Annotated in this window: 17 protein-coding genes and 1 pseudogene (1 of these 18 running past the window's edge); 17 read left to right on the plus strand and 1 reads right to left on the minus strand. The window is 43.1% G+C overall.

Annotated elements, in window-relative coordinates; genetic code table 11:
• From ACUUJN_RS12370 to ACUUJN_RS12430, 13 genes are all read left to right on the plus strand, one after another.
• On the plus strand, nt 1-5,395 hold the 3' portion of the coding sequence (locus ACUUJN_RS12370; protein ID WP_484669679.1) for a non-ribosomal peptide synthase/polyketide synthase. 23,417 nt of this gene lie to the left of the window's left edge; 5,395 of the gene's 28,812 nt are visible here — the last part of the coding sequence; its start codon lies off the left edge, out of view; the stop codon is at nt 5,393-5,395.
• 12 nt (nt 5,396-5,407) lie between these two features.
• The gene (locus ACUUJN_RS12375) at nt 5,408-6,673 is read left to right on the plus strand and encodes an MFS transporter (protein ID WP_279836359.1); all 1,266 of its coding nucleotides are present in this window, start codon (nt 5,408-5,410) and stop codon (nt 6,671-6,673) included.
• A gap of 193 nt (nt 6,674-6,866) precedes the next feature.
• A complete protein-coding gene (locus tag ACUUJN_RS12380) occupies nt 6,867-7,970 on the plus strand; it encodes a DNA alkylation repair protein (protein WP_076265432.1) in 1,104 nt (367 codons plus the stop codon).
• Between the two features lie 177 nt (nt 7,971-8,147).
• On the plus strand, nt 8,148-9,737 hold the full coding sequence (locus ACUUJN_RS12385; protein ID WP_254349157.1) for an acetate--CoA ligase: 1,590 nt from the start codon (nt 8,148-8,150) through the stop codon (nt 9,735-9,737).
• A gap of 47 nt (nt 9,738-9,784) precedes the next feature.
• Nucleotides 9,785-11,017 carry an aminopeptidase gene (locus ACUUJN_RS12390; protein WP_254349156.1) on the plus strand — a complete coding sequence of 411 codons (1,233 nt, stop codon included), beginning with the start codon at nt 9,785-9,787 and terminating at the stop codon, nt 11,015-11,017.
• Nucleotides 11,018-11,245: 228 nt separating this feature from the next.
• Nucleotides 11,246-11,836: a TetR/AcrR family transcriptional regulator gene (locus tag ACUUJN_RS12395; RefSeq protein WP_023988547.1), complete on the plus strand. Its 591-nt coding sequence runs from the start codon at nt 11,246-11,248 to the stop codon at nt 11,834-11,836.
• Between the two features lie 18 nt (nt 11,837-11,854).
• Nucleotides 11,855-12,481, plus strand: coding sequence for an HXXEE domain-containing protein (locus ACUUJN_RS12400; RefSeq protein ID WP_023988548.1), 627 nt, complete (start codon nt 11,855-11,857; stop codon nt 12,479-12,481).
• Nucleotides 12,482-12,601: 120 nt separating this feature from the next.
• Nucleotides 12,602-13,297, plus strand: a complete 696-nt coding sequence (locus ACUUJN_RS12405) for a DUF4309 domain-containing protein (RefSeq protein WP_076295945.1) — start codon at nt 12,602-12,604, stop codon at nt 13,295-13,297.
• Nucleotides 13,298-13,446: 149 nt separating this feature from the next.
• Nucleotides 13,447-13,974 (plus strand): TetR/AcrR family transcriptional regulator, encoded by a 528-nt coding sequence (locus ACUUJN_RS12410; RefSeq protein ID WP_028541323.1) that lies wholly within the window; start codon nt 13,447-13,449, stop codon nt 13,972-13,974.
• 213 nt (nt 13,975-14,187) lie between these two features.
• Nucleotides 14,188-14,778, plus strand: a complete 591-nt coding sequence (locus ACUUJN_RS12415; protein ID WP_484669680.1) for a sulfurtransferase TusA family protein — start codon at nt 14,188-14,190, stop codon at nt 14,776-14,778.
• On the plus strand, nt 14,775-15,290 hold the full coding sequence (locus ACUUJN_RS12420) for a DsrE/DsrF/DrsH-like family protein (protein WP_049828400.1): 516 nt from the start codon (nt 14,775-14,777) through the stop codon (nt 15,288-15,290). Before ACUUJN_RS12415 ends, ACUUJN_RS12420 begins: the two co-directional genes overlap by 4 nt.
• 76 nt (nt 15,291-15,366) lie before the next feature.
• Nucleotides 15,367-15,633 (plus strand): metal-sensitive transcriptional regulator, encoded by a 267-nt coding sequence (locus ACUUJN_RS12425; RefSeq protein ID WP_013310304.1) that lies wholly within the window; start codon nt 15,367-15,369, stop codon nt 15,631-15,633.
• Nucleotides 15,634-15,920: 287 nt separating this feature from the next.
• A complete protein-coding gene (locus ACUUJN_RS12430; protein ID WP_028541320.1) occupies nt 15,921-16,601 on the plus strand; it encodes a YetF domain-containing protein in 681 nt (226 codons plus the stop codon).
• Nucleotides 16,602-16,626: 25 nt separating this feature from the next.
• Here the strand turns inward: ACUUJN_RS12430 and ACUUJN_RS12435 are convergent, their stop codons facing one another.
• On the minus strand, nt 16,627-17,067 hold the full coding sequence (locus ACUUJN_RS12435; protein WP_231517176.1) for a GerAB/ArcD/ProY family transporter: 441 nt from the start codon (nt 17,065-17,067) through the stop codon (nt 16,627-16,629).
• Here ACUUJN_RS12435 and ACUUJN_RS12440 point away from each other — a divergent pair.
• The 4 genes and pseudogenes from ACUUJN_RS12440 to ACUUJN_RS12455 form a co-directional block, all read left to right on the plus strand.
• Nucleotides 17,067-17,276 (plus strand): annotated as a pseudogene (locus tag ACUUJN_RS12440) (IS3 family transposase); the annotation flags it as partial. The gene ACUUJN_RS12435 and the pseudogene ACUUJN_RS12440 overlap by 1 nt on opposite strands.
• Before the next feature lie 284 nt (nt 17,277-17,560).
• Nucleotides 17,561-18,412 (plus strand): alpha/beta fold hydrolase, encoded by an 852-nt coding sequence (locus tag ACUUJN_RS12445; protein WP_484669681.1) that lies wholly within the window; start codon nt 17,561-17,563, stop codon nt 18,410-18,412.
• Between the two features lie 318 nt (nt 18,413-18,730).
• The gene (locus ACUUJN_RS12450; protein WP_484669682.1) at nt 18,731-20,653 is read left to right on the plus strand and encodes a BglG family transcription antiterminator; all 1,923 of its coding nucleotides are present in this window, start codon (nt 18,731-18,733) and stop codon (nt 20,651-20,653) included.
• Nucleotides 20,654-20,786: 133 nt separating this feature from the next.
• The gene (locus tag ACUUJN_RS12455; RefSeq protein WP_023988560.1) at nt 20,787-21,104 is read left to right on the plus strand and encodes a PTS sugar transporter subunit IIB; all 318 of its coding nucleotides are present in this window, start codon (nt 20,787-20,789) and stop codon (nt 21,102-21,104) included.
• The last annotated feature ends 13 nt before the right edge of the window (nt 21,105-21,117 follow it).

Consider the following 21,117-nt stretch of genomic DNA (forward strand, 5'->3'; position numbering starts at 1 on the left):
GTTGACTGCTCTTGGTATGACGCTGTATGCCTGGACGGGCCATGAGAGTATCTTTATAAATCTGGAAGGGCACGGACGGGAGAGCATTATACCAGACATTGATATTTCTCGTACGGTTGGTTGGTTTACAAGTCAATATCCGGTTTTGTTGAATATTGGAGAGAAATCCGACGTGTCGAGACGTATCAAACAGGTCAAAGAGGGTCTACGTCAAATACCGCATAAAGGCATCGGATACAGTATTTGGAGATATCTGAGTAAAACAGGTCAAAAAGGGGGCCATCCTGAACCACAGGTGAACTTTAACTATCTGGGAGAGTTTGATCAGGATCTCCAAAATAGCGATATTCACACTTCACCCTATTCGTCTGGAAGAGATTTCAGCGACCGAATTGAGCTGAAATCTGCTTTAGACGTGGGGGGAATGGTAACAGATGGCAGGTTGGAGCTTAAGATTAAATATAATAGCAAGGCATTCTGCAAGGATACGATAGAGGATCTGGTTCATCTGTTAAAGAAGAATTTACAGGAAGTGATCAGGCATTGCATATCTCGAGAACGGACGGAGCTAACACCTAGCGACGTACTGCTTAAGGAACTCACCGTGGAGCAATTGGATGCCATTGTGGAACAAACGCAGTCGGTTGGAGAAGTAGAGAATATATATGCACTAACACCGATGCAAAAGGGGATGTTGTTTTACAATTTGATGGATTCTCAATCGGGTGCTTATTTTGAGCAGTCCTCCTTTGACCTGAAAGGATGTTTAAATCTGGCTGCGTTTACAGCGAGTCTGGAACTGCTGGTACAGCGGCATTCTGTACTACGGACAAATTTTTATAGCGGCTGGAAGGACGAGCCCCTGCAGGTTGTGTACCGGAATAAACGCAGTGAGTTGTATATAGAGGATTTGCGAGATATGGAGGAAGAAGAGCGGAACGATTATATCCTCGAATATACGCGCAAAGACAAGCAGAGAGGCTTTGATCTAGCGGAGGATACTTTGATGCGTGTCGCGATTTTGCGTACGGCTGAGAAAACATATCGTTTTGTATGGAGCTTTCACCATATTTTAATGGATGGCTGGTGCTTGTCGCTGGTGACGAATGAGGTATTTGCGAGTTACTTTGCGATTCTCGCCCATAAACAGCCGGAACTGGGACCTGTAACGCCATATAGCCAATATATTGAGTGGCTGGAGCAACAGGATCGTCAGGCTGCTTCAAACTATTGGAGCAGGTATCTGGATGGATATGAGGAGCAGTCTCGTTTGCCACAGGCCAAAATCCAGAGCAAAACAGGTTATCAGACGAAGCGCCTGGACTTTGATTTGGGCGCGGGTCTAACGGCTGGAATTCAGCAAATCGCCAAGCGTTATCAGGTGACGATGAATACGCTGATGCAGACGGTGTGGGGCATGTTGCTTCAAAAATATAACGGTACGAATGATGTGGTGTTCGGCAGCGTCGTATCCGGACGTCCGGCGGAGATTCCAAATGTGGAGTATATCATCGGTCTGTTTATTAACACGATTCCTGTACGCATTCACAGTCATAAGGACAGTCTGTTCTCGGACGTGATGAAGCAGAATCAGGAGCAATCCATCGCTTCCCAAGCCTATGATACGTACCCGCTATATGAAATTCAGGGGCTGTCGGAGCTGAAGCAGGATTTGATTAATCATATTCTTATTTTTGAAAATTACCCGATGGAGGAACAAATCGAGCAGTTGGGTGAGGGGGAAGCATCCAGCTTCCGCATTACGGGAGTGGAGTCCGTCGAGCAGACGAACTATGACTTTAACCTGGTGGTCCTGCCGGGGAACACGATCCACATGAGCTTTGTCTACAATGCGCTGGCATTTGAACGCGAAAGTGTGGAGCAAATTCAGGGTCATCTGATGGAACTGTTGAAACAGGTGGTAGCTACCCCGGATATTTCGGTACGTGAGCTGGATGTATTGAGTGAGCCAGAACGGGAGCAAATCCTGCGCGTATGGGGAGATACGGCAGCGGACTATCCAAGCGAGCAGACGATTCACGGCTTGTTCGAGGCGCAAGCGGCGCAGACCCCGGAGCAGGCAGCATTGTTCTTCGAAGGAGCACAGTTGACCTACCGCGAGCTGAATGAACGTGCAAACCGACTGGCTCGTACCTTGCGGAGTCACGGCGTAACAACAGACAGCTTGGTGGGGATTATGACGGAGCGTTCGGTGGATATGATCGTGGGGATGCTCGGGATTATGAAAGCGGGAGGCGCGTATGTTCCTCTAGATCCAACGTATCCAGAGGACCGTATCCGTTACATGCTGGACGACTCGGGAACAGCTCTCTTATTAACACAAAGCCATCTGGTGGAAAAAGTGGCCTTCGACGGCAAGATACTGGTGCTGGATGGGGAACAGGGGATCTATCACGAAGAGGGGGCGAATCTGGAGCCAGTGTCTGGCCCGAACGATCTGGCGTATGTGATTTATACCTCAGGAACGACGGGCCAGCCGAAGGGCGTTATGATCGAGCATCACGGGCCATGCAATCTGAAAACCTATTTTGATGAAACCCTACACATGAGCTTGTCGGATCATGTCCTGATGTTTGCCAGCTATTCCTTTGATGCCGCTTGCTGGGAAGTGTTCCAAACGCTGTTCTGCGGAGCCACACTGTACGTACCGACCATGGAGACGATTTTAAACTATGAGCGGTTTGAACAATATACCGCAGAGCACCAAATTACCGTAGTCATGCTGCCACCGACGTATGCGGTGTATCTGGAACCGAAGCGGATGTCGAGTCTGCGTATCCTGTTTACAGCCGGATCGGCCTCCTCATTAGAGCTTGTACAGCAATGGAAAGATCAGGTTCCGTATTATAACGGATACGGCCCAACGGAAAACTCAATTGTCACAACGATCTGGCCGGTGTCTGAGGATGCGAATGCGGATGAACGGATTTCTATCGGACGTCCCGTACCGAATCACCGGGTATATATCGTGGATGCGCATGGACATCTGGCACCTGTGGGCGTAGCTGGAGAATTGTGTGTATCGGGGGAAGGGCTGGCACGTGGATATCTGCATCGTCCGGAGCTCACGGATGAGAAATTTATACCTAATCCGTTTACGGACGGAGAAGCAGGATATGAACGGATGTATCGCACAGGGGACTTGGCGAGATGGATGCCAGACGGCAACATTGAGCACTTAGGCCGGATCGACCACCAGGTGAAAATCCGGGGGTACCGGATTGAACTGGGCGAGGTGGAGGCAAACCTGCTGAAGGTGGAGGCTGTGCAAGAGGTAATTGTACTATCCCATGAGGATGAGCAGGGTCAAAACCAACTGGTGGCGTACTATGTGGCAGAGCGCGAAGTGAGTACAAGTGAGTTACGCAGCTTACTGGGTGAAAAGCTACCTAACTATATGGTGCCTTCGTACTTTGTGCAGCTGGAATCCATGCCACTAACACCAAACGGTAAAATTGACCGCACGGCACTGCCACTGCCGGAATTGGCAAGTAGCCCGGATATAGCTTACGTGGCTCCAAGAAATGAAGTGGAACAACAATTGGCGAATCTCTGGCGGGCGGTGCTTGGGGTAGAAAAGGTAAGTATCGACGAGAACTTCTTTGAGCTTGGAGGTCATTCTTTAAAGGCCATTCAGCTCGTTTCCAAAGCACAGGAATCAGGTATTCCACTCGGCATACACCAAGTGTTGCAACATCAAACCATTCGAAGCTTGTCCGATCTGTTATCCCTTGATAAAGTTGTCACCAAGCAAGATACTTCATTGCTTACAGATGTAACGGAAGCTGAACAATGGATTAGCGAAACCTTTGGCGTACAGGCCATGCTTCAATTCGTACCTAACGATGAACGCGACTACTTGTTTCTGCATGTGCATCCCTTACGGGCAGATCAGGTGGACGAGATGACCGCCGGAATCTCGTCTCATGTTCATTCCGACCTCCATCCTCATTATATCGTTCCGATGGGTGAGGAAGACGCCAGCCTAAGGGTCAGAACAGGGCACGCAGAGCTGGAGCAAACAGACGAGGAACAGGAAAACAGTCACCAACGTCAGACTGAAGAATGGATTTTAAAAATCGCTGAAATGAATGCTAGCTGGCATGAGCATCTACTCAGCTCAGAGGCTATCTATCGTTTCCCGCTGGCCCCTGCTCAGCATTACCATTTGATGCACCCGGCTTCCTCGGGCACCGTGGTTCGGTTGGACCAATACGTGGATATGGGGCGTCTGAATACAGCGATTCGGCAGTTAATTCATCGCCATGAATTACTGAGAAGTGTGCTTGTACACGCGGATGGAGTCTGGGAATGGGAAGTACGGCCAACACCGGAGCATATTTCATTGCCTTGTGTGGATCTTTCGATCTATCCGGTACAGACCCAACAGCAGCTTCTTTCATCCCTCATGTCGAATCTTTATTTTGAACCATATGAGCAGAAACACGCTCTGCAATACCGGATGATGCTGGTTCGCTTGAATTTGCGGGAACATTTACTGCTACTGCCATGCTCACATATCATCTTTGATGCGACGAGTGGTGTAGTTTTGCATAATCAGCTTCTGGAGGAATACGATCATATACAGCAAAGTCAGACAGTTAAAACATTCCATTATCACGATTATGTCGATCATATCCGCCAAGGTCCTCAAGGACTCAGCGATCCGCAGATTGTGGAGCAATTTAAGCTCCCGGCATTTGAGGATCATAATAGTCGTATCCATGAACGGATGCTGGGGTGTAATTATGCAGCACCTACTTCATATCATTGGAATCTAAACCTGCATGATATTCGAACGCAGGAGGAGGCTGTGAACCTATGGGATATTTCGTTGCAAATGGCATTCCAGTTCTTGAGCAGCTATTTTGAACAGTCCGAAGTTCCATTATGGTTGACACAGTATGGACGACAGTATGGGGATCGGAACTACTTTGGATCGGTGGGAGAATATATTGACCACATTCCCGTCTTACTCCTGAAGGAGGAGAGAATATCCTACGAAAATGATATCCAGAAACTCTTGGATACTGCCACACATCATCATTTAAATTTCTTCAATCTGATCTTTAACGAAGAAATGAAATCAGCTTACCCGCAATCAAGCAACATTCTAAAAAAGGGACTTGAACAACTGCCAATCGTGTTTAACTACTTGGGTGAAATGCAGGGAGGCTTAAATGAAATCGGTGCTTTGGACAGGAAGAAGGAACAGGCAAACGGAGGAAAAGCGATTTTCTTTGAGTCTGTATACACAGAAAGTGTATTGCAGATTTCTCTATCCCTTCCCTTTGAAGAGGATCACGAGAAAATTCATCGAATCTTCCAAGCTGCCAGTGACAGGCTCTTAACCGCTTTGACCATCTCGCAGTAAGGAGATGAAGATGTGAATCAATTGTTTAAGGATCATCGTTTTATCCGTTTCTTTGCTTCCCGTACTTCTGCCAACATCGCGGACAGCATTTATTCTATCGTCCTGCTGTATTTTGTACAGCAATCGACACAGTCGGTGGCGATGACCAGCTTCACGTATACGGCCGTATCTGCGGCGTCGATTTTCAGCTTTCTCGTGGGTCCTTTGGTGGATCGCTATTCACCGCCTTTGTTGGCCAGTATCGCCTTGTTTACGCAGGCTGTGCTCATTTTGGCTGTCCCGTTTCTCATTCAGGACGGGATGGTTAATCTGGTCGCTATCCTTGTTATTGTTTTTATTGCATCCTGCTTCTCTACATTGTTTTATCCGGCCAACAGTAAAATGCTGCCGCAACTGGTAGGCTCGCCGGATTTGATTGTCCGGGCGAATTCCATGATTTCGTCGACGGATCAGGTGATTAATATCGCCGGGTATCTGGCTGGAGCCTCGCTCATTATCGCCATGGGGATGAAAAACACGTTTTTTCTAGCCAGCGCAATGCTGTTTCTGGCAGGCTTTGTGTATATCAGGCTCAGCAAGCAGATCGACGCTCCTGCGATGGAGGACACGAACGGTAAAGGTTCACTGAAGCTGGGGTACTATCTGAGGGAGCTGAAAGAAGGGTATCTTTTTGTAAAACGGCACGCCTTCCTGAGAATTATGCTCCCGTTCTTTGCTTTGACGAATTTTTCGATGGCCATTTTAATTATTGCCATACCTTCCATTGCGGTATCCTATGGCTCACCGATCTATTACAGCTTACTGTATGTGGCCTATTTTATCGGTATTTTTGTCGGTTCCTTTCTGGTCAGTGTATTGAAAAAGAACGGCATCACCATTGCGGTCTCCTGGGTAGCCATGGGGCTGGCGATCTACGTGTTTTCCATTGTGCCGGAGATGTGGATGAAGCTGCTGGCCGCCCTGTTGCTAGGTATTTTTACAGGCATCATCAATGTACTGCAAACGTCCTTGATTCAAATTACTACCCCGCTGCCGTTAATGGGACGGGTGGCATCCTTTCTAAACACGCTGTCGAGCGCAGCCCTGCCATTGGGAGCCTTGATTGGTGGTGCGCTAGCTTTACGGTTTGCTCTTAGTGAGGTGCTGTTTTTCAGCGGACTGATTACCGTATTGTGCGGCTTGATCATGTTTTTGGTCAAGGATATTCGCCAGTTTGAGATTCCTTCAGAGGAGATTGGAAGAGTAACCCCAACTCCCGTTACTGAGGACATAAGCTAGAGCTTGATCCAAATTCATAAGCTACGCATGCAAAATGTCAGGCCCTCATCACAGGGCCTGGCATTTTTAGTATTTCTGGCTCTGGAACGTAGGAGCTGATCGTTTTAGTGCTGGTGTTGGAGCGCTGTTTATGGTTATCATAGACGAAGGTATGAATCTATCGTTTACATTCGGATACAAAAGGAGATACAAGATGGCTGAACCTTTAAAAAATATATACACAGAGGATTTTCTTCGCCTTTTCGGTGAAAGAGTACAAACGGCGTATAGCTCGTTTGATACCCAGAGATTTATCCATCAAGTCATGGACGAATCGTGGAATGAGCTGGAGCTAAAAGCCCGGATGCGGCGGATTTCACTAACATTGGGGACGTTCTTGCCAAGTCGTTATGAAGAAGCCCTGGCTGTCCTTTTTGCTTTAGACGAGCATTGCAGCGGTTTCCCGTACTTATTCTTTCCGGATTTTGTGGAGGTGTATGGGCAGGGGGAGGAGCATTGGACGCTTTCCATGGAAGCGCTGGAGCGTTTCACACAGAAGTCATCTGCGGAGTTTGCCGTCAGACCCTTCCTGCTGCGCGAACCGGAACGGATGATGCGCCAGATGACGGTCTGGGCAGGGCATCCGAGCGAGCACGTCCGCCGTCTTGCCAGCGAAGGCTGTCGTCCACGACTGCCGTGGGGGCAAGCGTTGCCCATATTTAAGCGCGATCCCGCTCCGGTATTGGCCGTGCTGGAGCTGTTGAAAGCCGATCCCTCACTGTATGTACGTAAAAGTGTAGCCAACAACCTGAACGATATTGCCAAGGATCATCCTGATGTGGTCATTGCTACGGCTCAACGGTGGAAAGGAACACATCCTGACACCGACTGGATTGTGCGTCATGGCTGTCGGACCCTGATTCGCAAATCCATCCCCGAAGTGATGGCAATGTTCGGCTATGCGGATGAAACAGACGGGGCGCCGTTAGTCACGGGAGCCTCTTTCACCACAGACCCTGCCATGCTAAAGCTTGGTGATAGCTGTGAGTTGAGCTACGCGCTTCAGCTTCGTGAAGGTGACCCGGTACGAGTCCGCATCGAGTACGGCATCGACTTTGTGAAGGCGAGAGGACAAGTCTCACGTAAACTGTTTTTGCTATCTGACAAAACGGTCCCTGGAGGAACCCATCTTACAGGTACACGGACACACCGTTTTGCAGACCTGACAACTCGTCGCCATTATGCGGGAGCGCACCGGATTGCACTGCTCGTAAACGGTCAGGAAGCGGCTTCTACAGTGGTAGAGCTCCAGTTGTAAATCACGATAGTAGTGAAGAAAAAGAGCCTGTAATTAGGCTCTTTCTTTTTGTCGTTCGCTTTACCAAATTTATTTTTTTCCAAAAAAATGATTCTGGTATTAGAACCTGGTACTAAGACGTGTTATACTACAGTAAGAAAGTGGATCTCATCTTATGTATAAAGGGGAAGGTATAATTTGACAGATCAACAACAATGGCTTGCGCCTGAATATTACAATATGACTTCGGAAATGGAACACCATGATGCTGGTAAAACCGCACTCAAGTGGCTGAGTGAGACAGGAGAATACGAAGAAATCACCTATGGAGAGCTGTTGAAAAAGGCTAACCGACTGGCTGGAGGACTCGCAAATCTGGGATTTAACAAAGGTGACAGAGTTCTGGTCGTAGTACCACGGCGTATTATTGCGTATGTAATTTATCTGGCCTGCTTGAAACTTGGGCTTGCTGTCATTCCATCTTCAGAAATGCTACGTGCCAAGGATATTGCATTTCGTCTTCGCCATTCAGAAGCGCGCGCAGTCATTGCCTGGACCGGAGTAACAAGCGAAGTGGACAAAATAAATGATGATTTGCCTGCTCTGGATTATCGCATCGTGGTCTCCGGGGACGACACGGCAGATGTATCTGGCTGGCTCGTGCTGAATGAGCTGATGGATGGACAGGAAGATACTTTTGAAGCTGTGAAGACGCACCGTGACGACATGGCCATTCTGGCCTATACTTCCGGCACCACAGGAAATCCTAAAGGTGTTGTACATAGCCATGGCTGGGGATATGCTCATCTGCGGATAACATCACCATGGTTGGATATTCAAGCTTCAGATATAGTATGGGCTACAGCTGCACCGGGATGGCAAAAGTGGATTTGGAGTCCGTTTTTATCCGTACTAGGAAATGGAGCGACCGGATTCGTATATAATGGTCCGTTTCGTCCAGGTCGGTATTTGCAGTTTATGCAGCAGTATGGAATCCAAGTGTTGTGCTGTACGCCGACAGAATATCGGATTATGGCGAAAACGGATGGTTTGGATCAATATGATCTATCCCAATTGCGCAGCGCAGTTTCTGCGGGAGAGCCTCTCAATCAGGAGGTCATTAACAAGTTTCAGGAGCAATTCAACATTACGATTCGTGACGGCTATGGTCAAACGGAGAGCACATTAATTATTGGTAATTTAAAGGATGCACCTCTGCGTACAGGCTCGATGGGCAAATCCATTGCACCGGGGCTCGTTGAGGTCGTAGACGAGGATGGCATTCCGCTGGCTCCGGGGCAAGTGGGAGATATTGCAGTGCGTGCCGATCTGCCGGCATTATTCCATACGTATTACCATGATCCAGAACGCAAATTAGCTAGTGTCCACGGAGATTATTTTGTTACGGGAGACCGGGCTCGCAAAGACGAGGATGGATATTTCTGGTTCGAAGGACGTGGTGATGATATCATTATCAGTTCTGGCTATACTATTGGTCCTTTTGAAGTAGAGGAAGCGCTTATGAAGCATGACTCCGTGCAGGAATGTGCTGCCGTAGCCAGCCCTGACGAAATCCGTGGACATGTTGTAAAGGCTTTTGTCGTACTCAAAGCTGGGGTAGAAGGATCACCGGCGTTAGTGAAGGAACTGCAACATCATGTGAAAACATGGACGGCGCCTTATAAATATCCACGAAAAATAGAGTTTATTAAAGAGCTTCCTAAAACTAGCTCGGGCAAAATACGAAGAGTGGAGCTGCGTGAACTGGAGAAGCAATCCGTACTGTAGTGATGAAATCATTCAATATAATCAAAACGGAACAGGAGCGTGGAAAAATGAGTACGTTTGAATCATTGTTGGAGCAATACGCAGAACTGGTCGTAAGAGTAGGGGTTAACATTCAGCCCGGACAGGTGTTTTTGGTAACTGCACCACTGGAAACTGTTGAGTTTACACGCCTGATTGTCAGCAAAGCCTATGAAGCAGGCGCTAAATATGTACAGGTAGAGTTCGAGGATGATTCCATTACACGTAGTCGTTTTGAACATGGTGACGAAGCCAGCTTTGATTACTACCCTACTTGGAAGGCAGAAATGATGGAGAAATTTGCCGAAGAGGGTGGAGCCACACTAACGATTAAAGTGCCGAACCCGGATTTATATCAAGGCATTGATCCACAAAAGGTATCTCGTGCGACTAAGGCGGCAGCTACGGCGAGAGAAGGTTTTTCCAAATATACCCGAAATCATAAAATTAGCTGGTGTTTGATTAAAGCGCCGACGAAGGCTTGGGCCGATAAAGTATTTGCAGATGTAGCAGAAGAGGATCGTATACGTGTCATGTGGGATACAATCTTCCAAATGAACCGTGTAGATGGCTCTGATCCTATTCAGAATTGGCAGAAACATTTGAAAAACCTTGAACAGGTACAAGACAAGCTGAATCATAAAAAGTATAAAAGCCTCCATTATCGTGCACCAGGAACAGATTTGAGAATTGAACTGGCTGACGGTCATATTTGGCGCAGCGGTGGTGGTGAGAACGAGCACGGAGATTATTTTGTCGCGAATATGCCGACAGAAGAAGTGTTCACGATGCCTAAGCGTACAGGTGTGAATGGTCATGTCACAAGTACCATGCCACTCAATTTAAATGGACAACTGGTGGATCGCATAACGTTTACCTTTAAGGACGGTAAAGTCACTGAATATACAGCAGAATCCGGCGAGCAGCATCTGACTCATTTGCTCGCTACGGATAAAGGGGCCAGCTATTTGGGAGAAGTTGCACTGGTGCCGCACGATTCACCGATTTCCAATCTCAATCGCATTTTTTACAATACAGGTATCGACGAAAATGCCTCCTGCCACTTGGCTCTAGGCAGTGCGTATCCATTTAATATGGAAAATGGCACACAAATGAACCGGGAGGAGCTGCTCCAGAACGGTGCCAATGTCAGCCTGACTCATGTTGACTTCATGATCGGCTCAGCTGAGCTGGATATTGACGGCGAACTGCAAGACGGAAGTAAAGAAGCCGTGTTCCGCAAAGGAAATTGGGCCATTTAGGCCTTTTCTCAATCTCCATTCAATCGACCCGCAAACGATCTTATTCGTTTTGCGGGTTTTTCTATACCTAAATCTCAGATCGCCCCTTGTTTTGTGAAATATAAAGTGCTAAACTGAGTTCAAACAATAATTTAAACAATGTTTTAATTGTTGTTTGAAAAGTTACTTATATAAAGTTGTGTATTTCATTCATCCGTTATGATTGGACGAAACAGGAGGAGGAAGAACATGAATCACCCAGACAAAAAACAACAAACCAAAGAAAAAATCTTAGACGCTACGCTGGAATTTATTCAAAAGGAAGGTTTTGAGGCGGTTACAATCAGAAAAATTGCCGACCTGTCTGCTACTAATATTTCTTTAGTTAATTATTATTTTGGCTCCAAGGAAAATCTGCTCAGTGAAGCTATTGAAGTGATATTAAATGGCTTTCAGCACACCTTTTCTATTTTGGACAATACAGCGATGCCCCCCCAAGATAGACTGAAACAATTTTTACTTAACTATCTACAGGTCATTCGTCAATATCCAGAGCTTCTTTCGCGAATTATTGCCATGGGCAGCACGCCCTTTACATCTCAACAGGAATACGGAAGGTTTTTAAACATCATGGGATTTCCAAAGGTTCAGAGCACGATCAAGGAGCTGACAGGTGAGCAACAGCCGGAGCGCTTGTTAGCGATGATGCTGCAAATATTTGGAGCTATTTTTCTGCCTGCACTGATGAGTCCGATTCTTGAATCAGGGGCAGTTGTGGAAATACCTTCAATAGAGGAACAATTAAATCTGCTGTTCGAAAGATATTTTGATCAAAAATAAATCATAGGGGTGACTAATATGAATTTTTTAAGAAAATATTGGCAAGATGCAGGGGCTATAATCGGTGTGGTTGTATGTATTGTTTTACTTATGAATCCAGCTATCCTTTCGGATATAACAGGCATGTTATGGTTGAGTTTTGTAGCTATATTATTTCATCAATTTGAGGAGTACCGCTGGCCTGGATATTTTGCTGGTTTATTTAACAATGTTATGTTTAAAAGTGATACACCGGATCATTACCCCTTAAACACTCAATCAGCGATGATTATCAATGTGGCAATTGCCTACGTGTTTTATCTGCTCCCCGTATGGTTCCCGCAAGTAGTCTGGCTTGGACTCGCACCAATTTTTATGGGATTCTTTCAGGTCGTTTGGCACGGTATCGTTGTCAATATTAAAGCAAAAACCTTATATAATCCTGGCTTGTTTACGGCACTTCTCCTGCATGTTCCAGTCGGAATCTGGTATATTCATGAAATAGTACAGCGAGACATCCCAACGGCAATAGACTGGATTGCGGGTACGATCTACTTTGTTTTTGCTGTATACATCTTCATCATTAAAGGGAATATATGGTTGAAGAAGAGTGACTCTCCTTACTCCTTTTCTAAACAACAGCTGGGAGCTTACGGTCGTAAATAGGGTATGTTAGAAAATCATCAATGTCCTTGTTTACAAGTTGGATACAAGTAGAGGTATTCTGGAAACGAGGTTCGGTTACACTTGCTTTGTACCCATGAACAAGGAAAGAGTGATCTTATAATGAAGCATACACATCAATCTCATGATCGTAAAAAGTTGGCTTGCAAGCTAATCACCACTAGTGCTTTCTTGGCTATAGGTTTTGCTGTGATGACAGGATGCAGCAATAGCGGGGAAGCAAAATCAACTGCTCCTACTAAAGCAGAAACAGTCACACCACCTGCTAGTTCTACAGATCAAAACACGGATCCCAATACTAATGGGCAAGGCTCAACCTCTACCCATCAAGAACCTGCCAGTAGTACAGCTTCATCTCACAGTAAACACAGCTCCGCAGCCGCTATATTCAGCGCAGCCAAGCAGGGGACCTTACCGAATTTGCCTAAAGGTCTTGGCTTGGGAACTAGCAGCGATCTGTTATTTGAGCTGTGGGGGAAATCCGAGTCAGGTTCTACAGGTCCTATGAGAAGCTACGCTAAGTATCATACAGACATCGTGCTGGATGGAAGCGATAAAGTTACAGAAATCACATCTTCCGATCCAGACTATAAGAAGTTGCTTATCAAACAAGTTGTTGACGAATTGGGCCAACCTACGGAAACCGTTGACACCTCTAGAGACATACCTGACACAGCAGAAGCTAATTATACGATCAATAACACATCAGGACTTAGTTATTATTTAGTATTTTCCTATCAAACCAAAACGCAAAAGGTCAATTATATCCGATTATATTTTAACTCTAAGACGCCATAATTGGATGTATATAAGAGAGTCGTTTCCGTCAGAATTGCGGGGCGACTTTGTTCAAACTCATTGCATTTTTAGGTTATGTCGTTTATACTGATTAGTAATTGATTAATCACTAATCAGAAAACTGTGCTAAATTAAAGGATGAAAAAAACATGGCTAAAGCTACGTCAACATCTATAAATCGCCAAAAGGAAATCATATCTGCTGCCATTGAAGTGTTTGCAGAGATGGGCTACTACCGAGCTACAACAGCCAAAGTTGCGGAACGGGCCAATATTTCTCAGCCCTATGTCTTTCGTTTTTTCGCTACCAAGGAAGCGTTGCTTGTTGAAGCCTTGAAGGTTTCATTTGCACGTATCATAGACTCTTTTCACAGAGTTATTCATTCGGCCTCATCTGAACAGCTCGAGCAAGAGCTAATTGCAGCCTATTCGCAAATTATGATGGAATACCGCAATGAAACACTTTTGCAAATGCAGGCGCAGACGATCCGCGAGGATGAGGTTGTAAGCGTGATGCAGCAAGGATTCCGTGAAATTCATACGACGGTTTATGATGCTTTCCGACGGGCAGGTATTGAACAAGCAATGGAAAGAACGATGCTTTTTCTCGCCAGAGGTATGCTGTGTAATATTTCGATGTCGCTGGATCTACCAGAACTGATGAAAAAAGACGATTAATTTTGGTTTATGTATTAGAGTCGCGTTTTTGCGCGGCTTTTTTTGCTTTTAATTTTATTTTGTTTAAGACATGATTTCATTTGCTTCTGAGAAAAAACGGCCAAATAAGTTGACAAGAGAAGCGAGTCTCGTTATTCTAATACCCATAGGGGTATATGTATAAAGAAATTTAACTAAACTAAGTCCCCTCAAAAAACAGGCGGAGGTTATAGAATGTCATCAACTAACAATATCCAAGCAGATCATATTCTTGATTGCAAAGGGCTAGCTTGTCCTATGCCTATTGTAAAAACAAAAAAGGCTATGAATGAGCTCGTTCCCGGAAAGATTATAGAGGTTCAGGCGACTGACAAAGGTTCATTAGCCGATTTTCAGAGCTGGGCTAAAAACACCAGACATCAATATTTGGGCACCCTCCAAGAAGGAGATGTAATGCGACATTATTTACGAAAAGCAAATCCGGCTGAAGTGAAGAAGGAGCAAATATTTTCTTCTACGATAAGCCATGAAGAGCTACAAGCAAAATGTTCTGGAAAAGAGAACTTCATTTTGCTTGATGTTCGTGAACCCGCTGAATTTGCGCTTAAACATATCCCTGGATCTAAGCACATCCCTCTTGGCGAACTGGAGAACAGACTTTCTGAGCTGAACTTGGAAGAAGAGATCGCAGTGATTTGCCAAGCTGGAGCACGCAGTGAAATGGCTTGTCAGTTCTTAGTTTCCAAAGGCGCTAAAAAAGTCAAATCTGTGCTTTCAGGCATATCCGAATGGGCTGGAGAAACTAAGGGAAGCGAATCCATATGAGTACAACAGCAGGAATTTATACAAATAATCAAGAACATGTTCAGTCCAAAACAACGATTGTATTATTCAGCGGGGAGCTGGATAAGGCGATTGCTGCATTCATTATTGCGAATGGAGCGGCAGCATATGATCATGAAGTAACTATTTTCTTTACTTTTTGGGGGCTAAATACGCTGCGCAAGGATGAAATCGTGAGCACCAATAAGGGAATGCTCGAAAAAGCCTTTGGCTGGATCATGCCTCGTGGACCCAAAAAGCTTGCACTATCCAAAATGAATTTTGCCGGACTCGGTCCACAGATGATCAAGCATGTCATGAAAAAGCACAATGCGCTTTCCTTGCCGCAGCTTATAGAGTTGGCACGAGAGCAGGGGATCAAGCTCGTCGCCTGTACCATGACCATGGATTTGTTAGGACTGCAGCAAGAAGAGCTAATCGACGGTTTGGAATATGCTGGAGTAGCCGCCTACTTGGGGGATGCTTCGCAGGGGAAGGTGAATCTATTTATTTAGGGTATCCTATTTATTTTTTTGGTTTATAATATACCTATACGTGTATATGGTAAGTCAAAAAAGGAGTGCATTACTTATGGATTACAATTACAGTGATGAACTGAAAACGCGCCTGAGGAGGATTGAGGGACAGGTACGTGGGGTACTTCGTTTAATGGATGAAGGTAAATCGTGCAAAGACGTCGTTAGCCAGTTATCTGCCGTACGTAACGCATCAGATAAAGCGATTGCCCAAATTGTAGCAGAGAATCTGCAACGATGTATATTGGAAGAGCAAGAGGCAGGAGGAGACACGGATAAGCTGGTTAAAGAAGCGATTCAGCTTCTTGTGAAAAGTAGATAATCATGTCTCCAGAGTCCATGCTAGCGGGCAATGATGTTACTATGTACAAAATTACGGGAGCTGGCATATTGCCTTTACCCAGCCACATATATTGGACGTTGTTAAGAAGTTTTTTGATAAACATCTGAAAGATTAAGATTATATACTAGCCATAATTAAAGTTCGCTGCCTCTAGTTGGTAGCGGGCTTTTTTAATCGGACATTTTAGGAATAACCCTCTGTTTATGCTGAGGTAGACAGGTGTAAATAACACATAAGGAAAACAACTTCTTCCGGGAGGCCTATTTATGGAGGTATTTGTTACGATTGGTGTCAAATTGATCATCAGCTTTTTTGGCTTGTGGATCATTACTTTTATTACAGGTCGAAAAACACTCAGTCAGTTAACACCACTCGATTTCCTAACATCATTGGTGTTAAGCGAAATTGTGGGAAATACGTTATATGACGATAAGGTGACCATTGGGCAGCTTTTGTTTGCTTTGGCACTATGGTGCGCGCTGGCCTACTTTTTTGAAAAGGCGACGACCCGTTTTGTGAAATTTGGATATATGGCAGAAGGTCGAACAGTGCTACTCGTGGATAAGGGCCAGGTCAATCAAGAGATGCTTGAAAAATATGATATAGAATTTACCCAGCTGCTCTCCATGCTACGCCAGCAAAATATTTTTTCTCTTCGTGAGGTCTGGTACGCCACGTTAGAAACGAATGGTTCATTGTCAGTCATGCGCAAACCCGAATACGAGCCACCCGCCGCTCAGGATATGGGAATAGATGCACAGCCTGACCTTTTTTCTGTAACAGTCATTGATAAAGGAAAGCTCCTGAACGAATCTATGCGTGGGAAGTCAATCGATATTGAAGAGATTAAAGTAAAGGTGCGCGAGCAGGGATATGATAGTATCGACGAAATCGCCTACGCAGAGTTTAGCGAGGATGGAACAATTCACATCGTGCCGATGAAATAGAAAATGTACAGTAAAAGAGGCTGAATTACGAAGCAGGCTGTTTTTTTAGCTTCTTTCTTTTTCTAATAACTATTACTATAAAAAGCAATAATGGGAGGATAAACTGAAAAACAGGAAACCAAAAAGTAACCACAGTCTTCCGACCCGTCATAATATGATGAGTGTAGTTAGGGGATAGAAATGAAAGCCCATAAATGAGAGCCCCGAGAGGCAGAACCCATTTTTTAAATCCAATTTTAGTTATTCTTTCAAGCCCTATCACAGCACTATTAAAAAATGCGACCATTTTAATAATTAAGCCAAGAAAGAGGAGCAAGGTGAAAAGTGCATCCATGCGTTCGAACACTTCTGCCAATTCAATCAACTGAACAGTTTCCAAAAGAGGCAGTGTGCTGCCTGCGGCGATCTTGGGACCCAGAACAAAAATAATTAGTTGATTAATAAATGTCAGGGCAAGAGCAGTAATCAAGGCGTGGAAATTGCCTAGACAATGCCTGTATAGAATCCTTCTTTTCCCATCTTAAAACAGAGAAGATTTATTTAACGAAACCCGGAACCCTAGCGGAGGTAGAACAACACGTACGGGAGTACATTTCATTTTATAATGAAAATAGATTTCAGAAAAAATTAAACAACCGTTCCCCGATTGAATACCGAGAAACGGTTGCTGCTTAAAGATGTCTTTTTAGTTCTGTCTACTTGACAGGGGTATGACCATTATCGCGTTTTTTTTGTTTCACAAAAGATGTGCTTGTCAAAAATCCAGTATGGATCCCATAAGTCAAGACAAGTAAGACAAAAATAACCCAGTTTTGTTTTTGAAAAAACCATGTTAAACTTTTCTCCTAAAAATAAATGTACTTTCTGAGGTGAGTTGAAGTGTTGGAACGTTCTATGGAGAATACAAGGGAATTACACAAAGGAAAGGGAGTGATTTAAAAAAGAAAAGGAGATTATAAATGAGCACTTATCAAACAGTTATTAGTGATGGATTTGAGCTGAAATATGCTATAACAGGTAACGGAAGGCCGATATTGGTGATCGGCAGTAGTGTATATTATCCTCGCTTATTTTCAGACCATTTATATAAAAAGTTTCAGTTTATTTTTCTGGATCATAGAGGGTTTGCAAAACCGACTCGAGCTTTAAAACCAGAAGACTATACTTTGGATAAAGTTATTAATGATATAGAAACAGCAAGACAATGCCTTAATCTAAACGAATTTATCATATTAGGACATTCCGGGCATGCCTTTATGGCTTTGGAATATGCTAAACAATACCCGGACTATGTTCAAAAAGTGGTGCTTTTAAATTCAGCACCTACGAACAGCCAGGAAAGACAGCGGCGAAGCGCTTCATTCTTTTATGAAACGGCCAGTCCAGAAAGAAAGGAACGTTTTGAAAAGGACATTGTTTTATTAGAGGAAGATATCAAAAGAGACCCTGATAGAAGGTTTGTTCACATGTGTATACGAATGGGAGCCCAAAGCTTTTATGATTATGCCTATGATGCGGCTTACACGTGGAATGATGTGTACACGAACATGCCTATCATTGATTATTTATGGGGAGAAGCTTTTGGTAACATGAATTTGATACAATCCCTGGCGGATATCCATAAACCCGTATTTATTGGTTTGGGAAGGTATGATTATTTGGTTGCACCTGTTTCATTATGGGATAGGGTCGATGACACCTACGAGAACGTGAAAAAAGTGATTTTTGAATATAGTGGGCATAACCCGATGTTTGAAGAACCTCATTGTTTTGATCAAACATTAGCAAAATGGATTAATGATGATCACTAAGATTTTAAACGGTCGATTCCTATTTAATAAGGAGTCGACTTTTTTGATGTTAACAAAGATCATAACTGAGCTTAGGAAAGGCGTATAACATGGGGTTGACGAAACTTGTAATCACGTTTAATAAGGTCATTAGCAATTGACTTCATGCTGCGCCCAAACAGAGCTTATATCGAGTGTTTTCTTCGGATGTCACTGCCATGTTCGGTGATTTGTTTGACAGAGAATAAAATTAGTAATACTGTGAATTCTAAATGACACTCCGTCTGTCATTTCCATGACTTAAATTTAATAAGTAAGTTTAAAGAAAGAGGGATAAGATTGTTTTCAAAACGGCAAAAAGAAATACTCTTATACTTAATTAGTTCTAATCATCCTGTTACTGCTGCATGGATTTCTAAAGAATTAAATGTTAGTGATCGAACCATACGTAATGATTTGAAATATATACAAATTAAGTCTGCTCCAATGGGTCTAAATTTAGAATTGATTAGGGGAAAAGGATACGACATAAAAATTACCGATAAAGATTTGTTTAATCAAAATTTCAATGACTTAACTAATGATAAACTCAGTCATTCTACAATTGACTTTTCTGAACAAGATAACCGAGTTATTTATTTGTTGAGCCGTTTCTTGTTAGAAAATAGCTATATAAAATTAGTGACTATTGAAGAAGAAATGTTTGTATCTAAATCTACAATACAAAACGATTTAAAAGAAGTGCGAAAAATACTGGAAAAGTACAACCTGAATTTAGTAAATCGCCCCCACTACGGCTTGTATATAGAGGGTGATGAATTTATGAAACGAACATGTTTATCAAATTATTTATACAAAAGAGAAGAAAACTTCGATCAATCTCATGAGGACTTTCCTTTATTTGATAAAAAGGAATACAAGAAAATTAAAGAAGTAATAATCGAAAAAGTAAACAAATACAAAATTGAAATATCAGATATTTCTTTAGAAAACCTTGCTATTCATTTAATTATTGCTTGTAAGAGAATCGAAGAGGGATTTTTAATTGATAATCCGTCGGTATATTTACAAAAAGACTACCCTTTCGAAGAAATAGTGGCCCATGAAATTGTCAAAGAAATAGAAGACATTACAGGATTGCTATTTCCTGATTCGGAGATCAATTATGTTATTACCCATTTGGTAGGTACTAAATTGCTTCCAAAAGAAAGTTTGTCAGAGTACAGTAAGTTGGATGAAGTCGGATCCATTGTGAGTTGTATTCTGAATAAATTACAGAAAGAATTAAATTGGGATTTCAATCATGACGTTGAATTCATTCAAGCACTCACACTTCACATTAGGCCTGCAATGAACAGACTTAGGTACAAAATGAACATTAGAAACCCTTTATTAAATGAAATTAAAGTAAATTATCCAGCGGCATTTGAAGGAGCTCTTATAGCCAGCAAGTGTATTAATAATTTTTTGAATTTAGAAGTCGGAGAACATGAGGTGGCTTTTATCGCTTTACACATTGGAGTTGCTTTAGAAAGAATGAAAAATAAAAACAACAAGATAAAAAAAGTGATTATTGTATGTGCTTCAGGTGTCGGAAGCGCAAAATTACTGTATTATCGATTAATTAATTTATTTGAAAATAAGTTACAAATTGTAAATACAATCAGTTATTATAAATTAGCAGAAGCCGATTTATCCTCTATAGATTTTATAATCAGTACAGTTCCGATCAAAGAGGATATAGGGGTACCCGTCTATGTAGTAAATACCTTTTTAGATGATAAGGATCTAAATCGAATCAGGAACCTCTTATCCTCTTCAGAACAGCAAAGAGAAGCTCATACTTATCTTGAGCCATCCCGGGTGTTTGTGAAAAAAGAATTAACAACAAAGGAAAGCGTTATTCATTTTTTAAGTAGTAAGTTGGTTAAACAAGGTCTTGTACCTGATGATTATGTATCTTTAGTATTAGAAAGGGAGGCATTGGCTCCAACAAGTTTTGGTAATCTAGTAGCCATTCCACATCCGACTCTTCCCGTTACGACAGAAACTTTCTGGACCATATGTACGTTAAAACGCCCAATTCGATGGAACGATAAGCAAATGGTACAGTTGATTTGTTTGTTAAACATTAAAGAAGGAAACAATGTCGATTTAGAAAACATGTATAAGAAACTCGGTTCGCTTATAGAAAATAAGGAGATTGTCCAACGAATTCTTGCCAAAGACTCCGTGGAAGAAATCATGCAGTTACTAAACTGAAACAACAAGGAGCCGTTTTTTACACCACAAACGTTTCCTATTGTTTTTGGAAAAAGGTTCGGTTAAAAAGAAAGCGATTTAATTGTAAACTTAAGTTGTTCAGTAAATGAAGGAATTTAAGGGGGAAAAGATTATGAATACAATTATGTTAGTATGTGCAGCAGGAATGAGTACAAGTTTATTAGTAACGAAAATGCAAAAAACAGCTGAGGAAAAAGGCATAAAAGTAGATATTTTTGCCAAATCGGCTTCTGAAATTGAATTTACTTTGAAAGAGAGAAATGTAGACGTCATATTATTAGGGCCTCAGGTGAAATATTTGAAAAAGCAATTAGAAACTAAATTGGCAGATAAAAATATTTTTATTGAAGCTATTAATATGCAACATTACGGTATGATGAACGGTGAAAAAGTGTTAGAAGATGCATTACAGTTAATAAAAAGCAAATAACAAAGGATTTGAA

It is taken from the genome of Paenibacillus sp. LRG-1 (genome assembly GCF_057220305.1).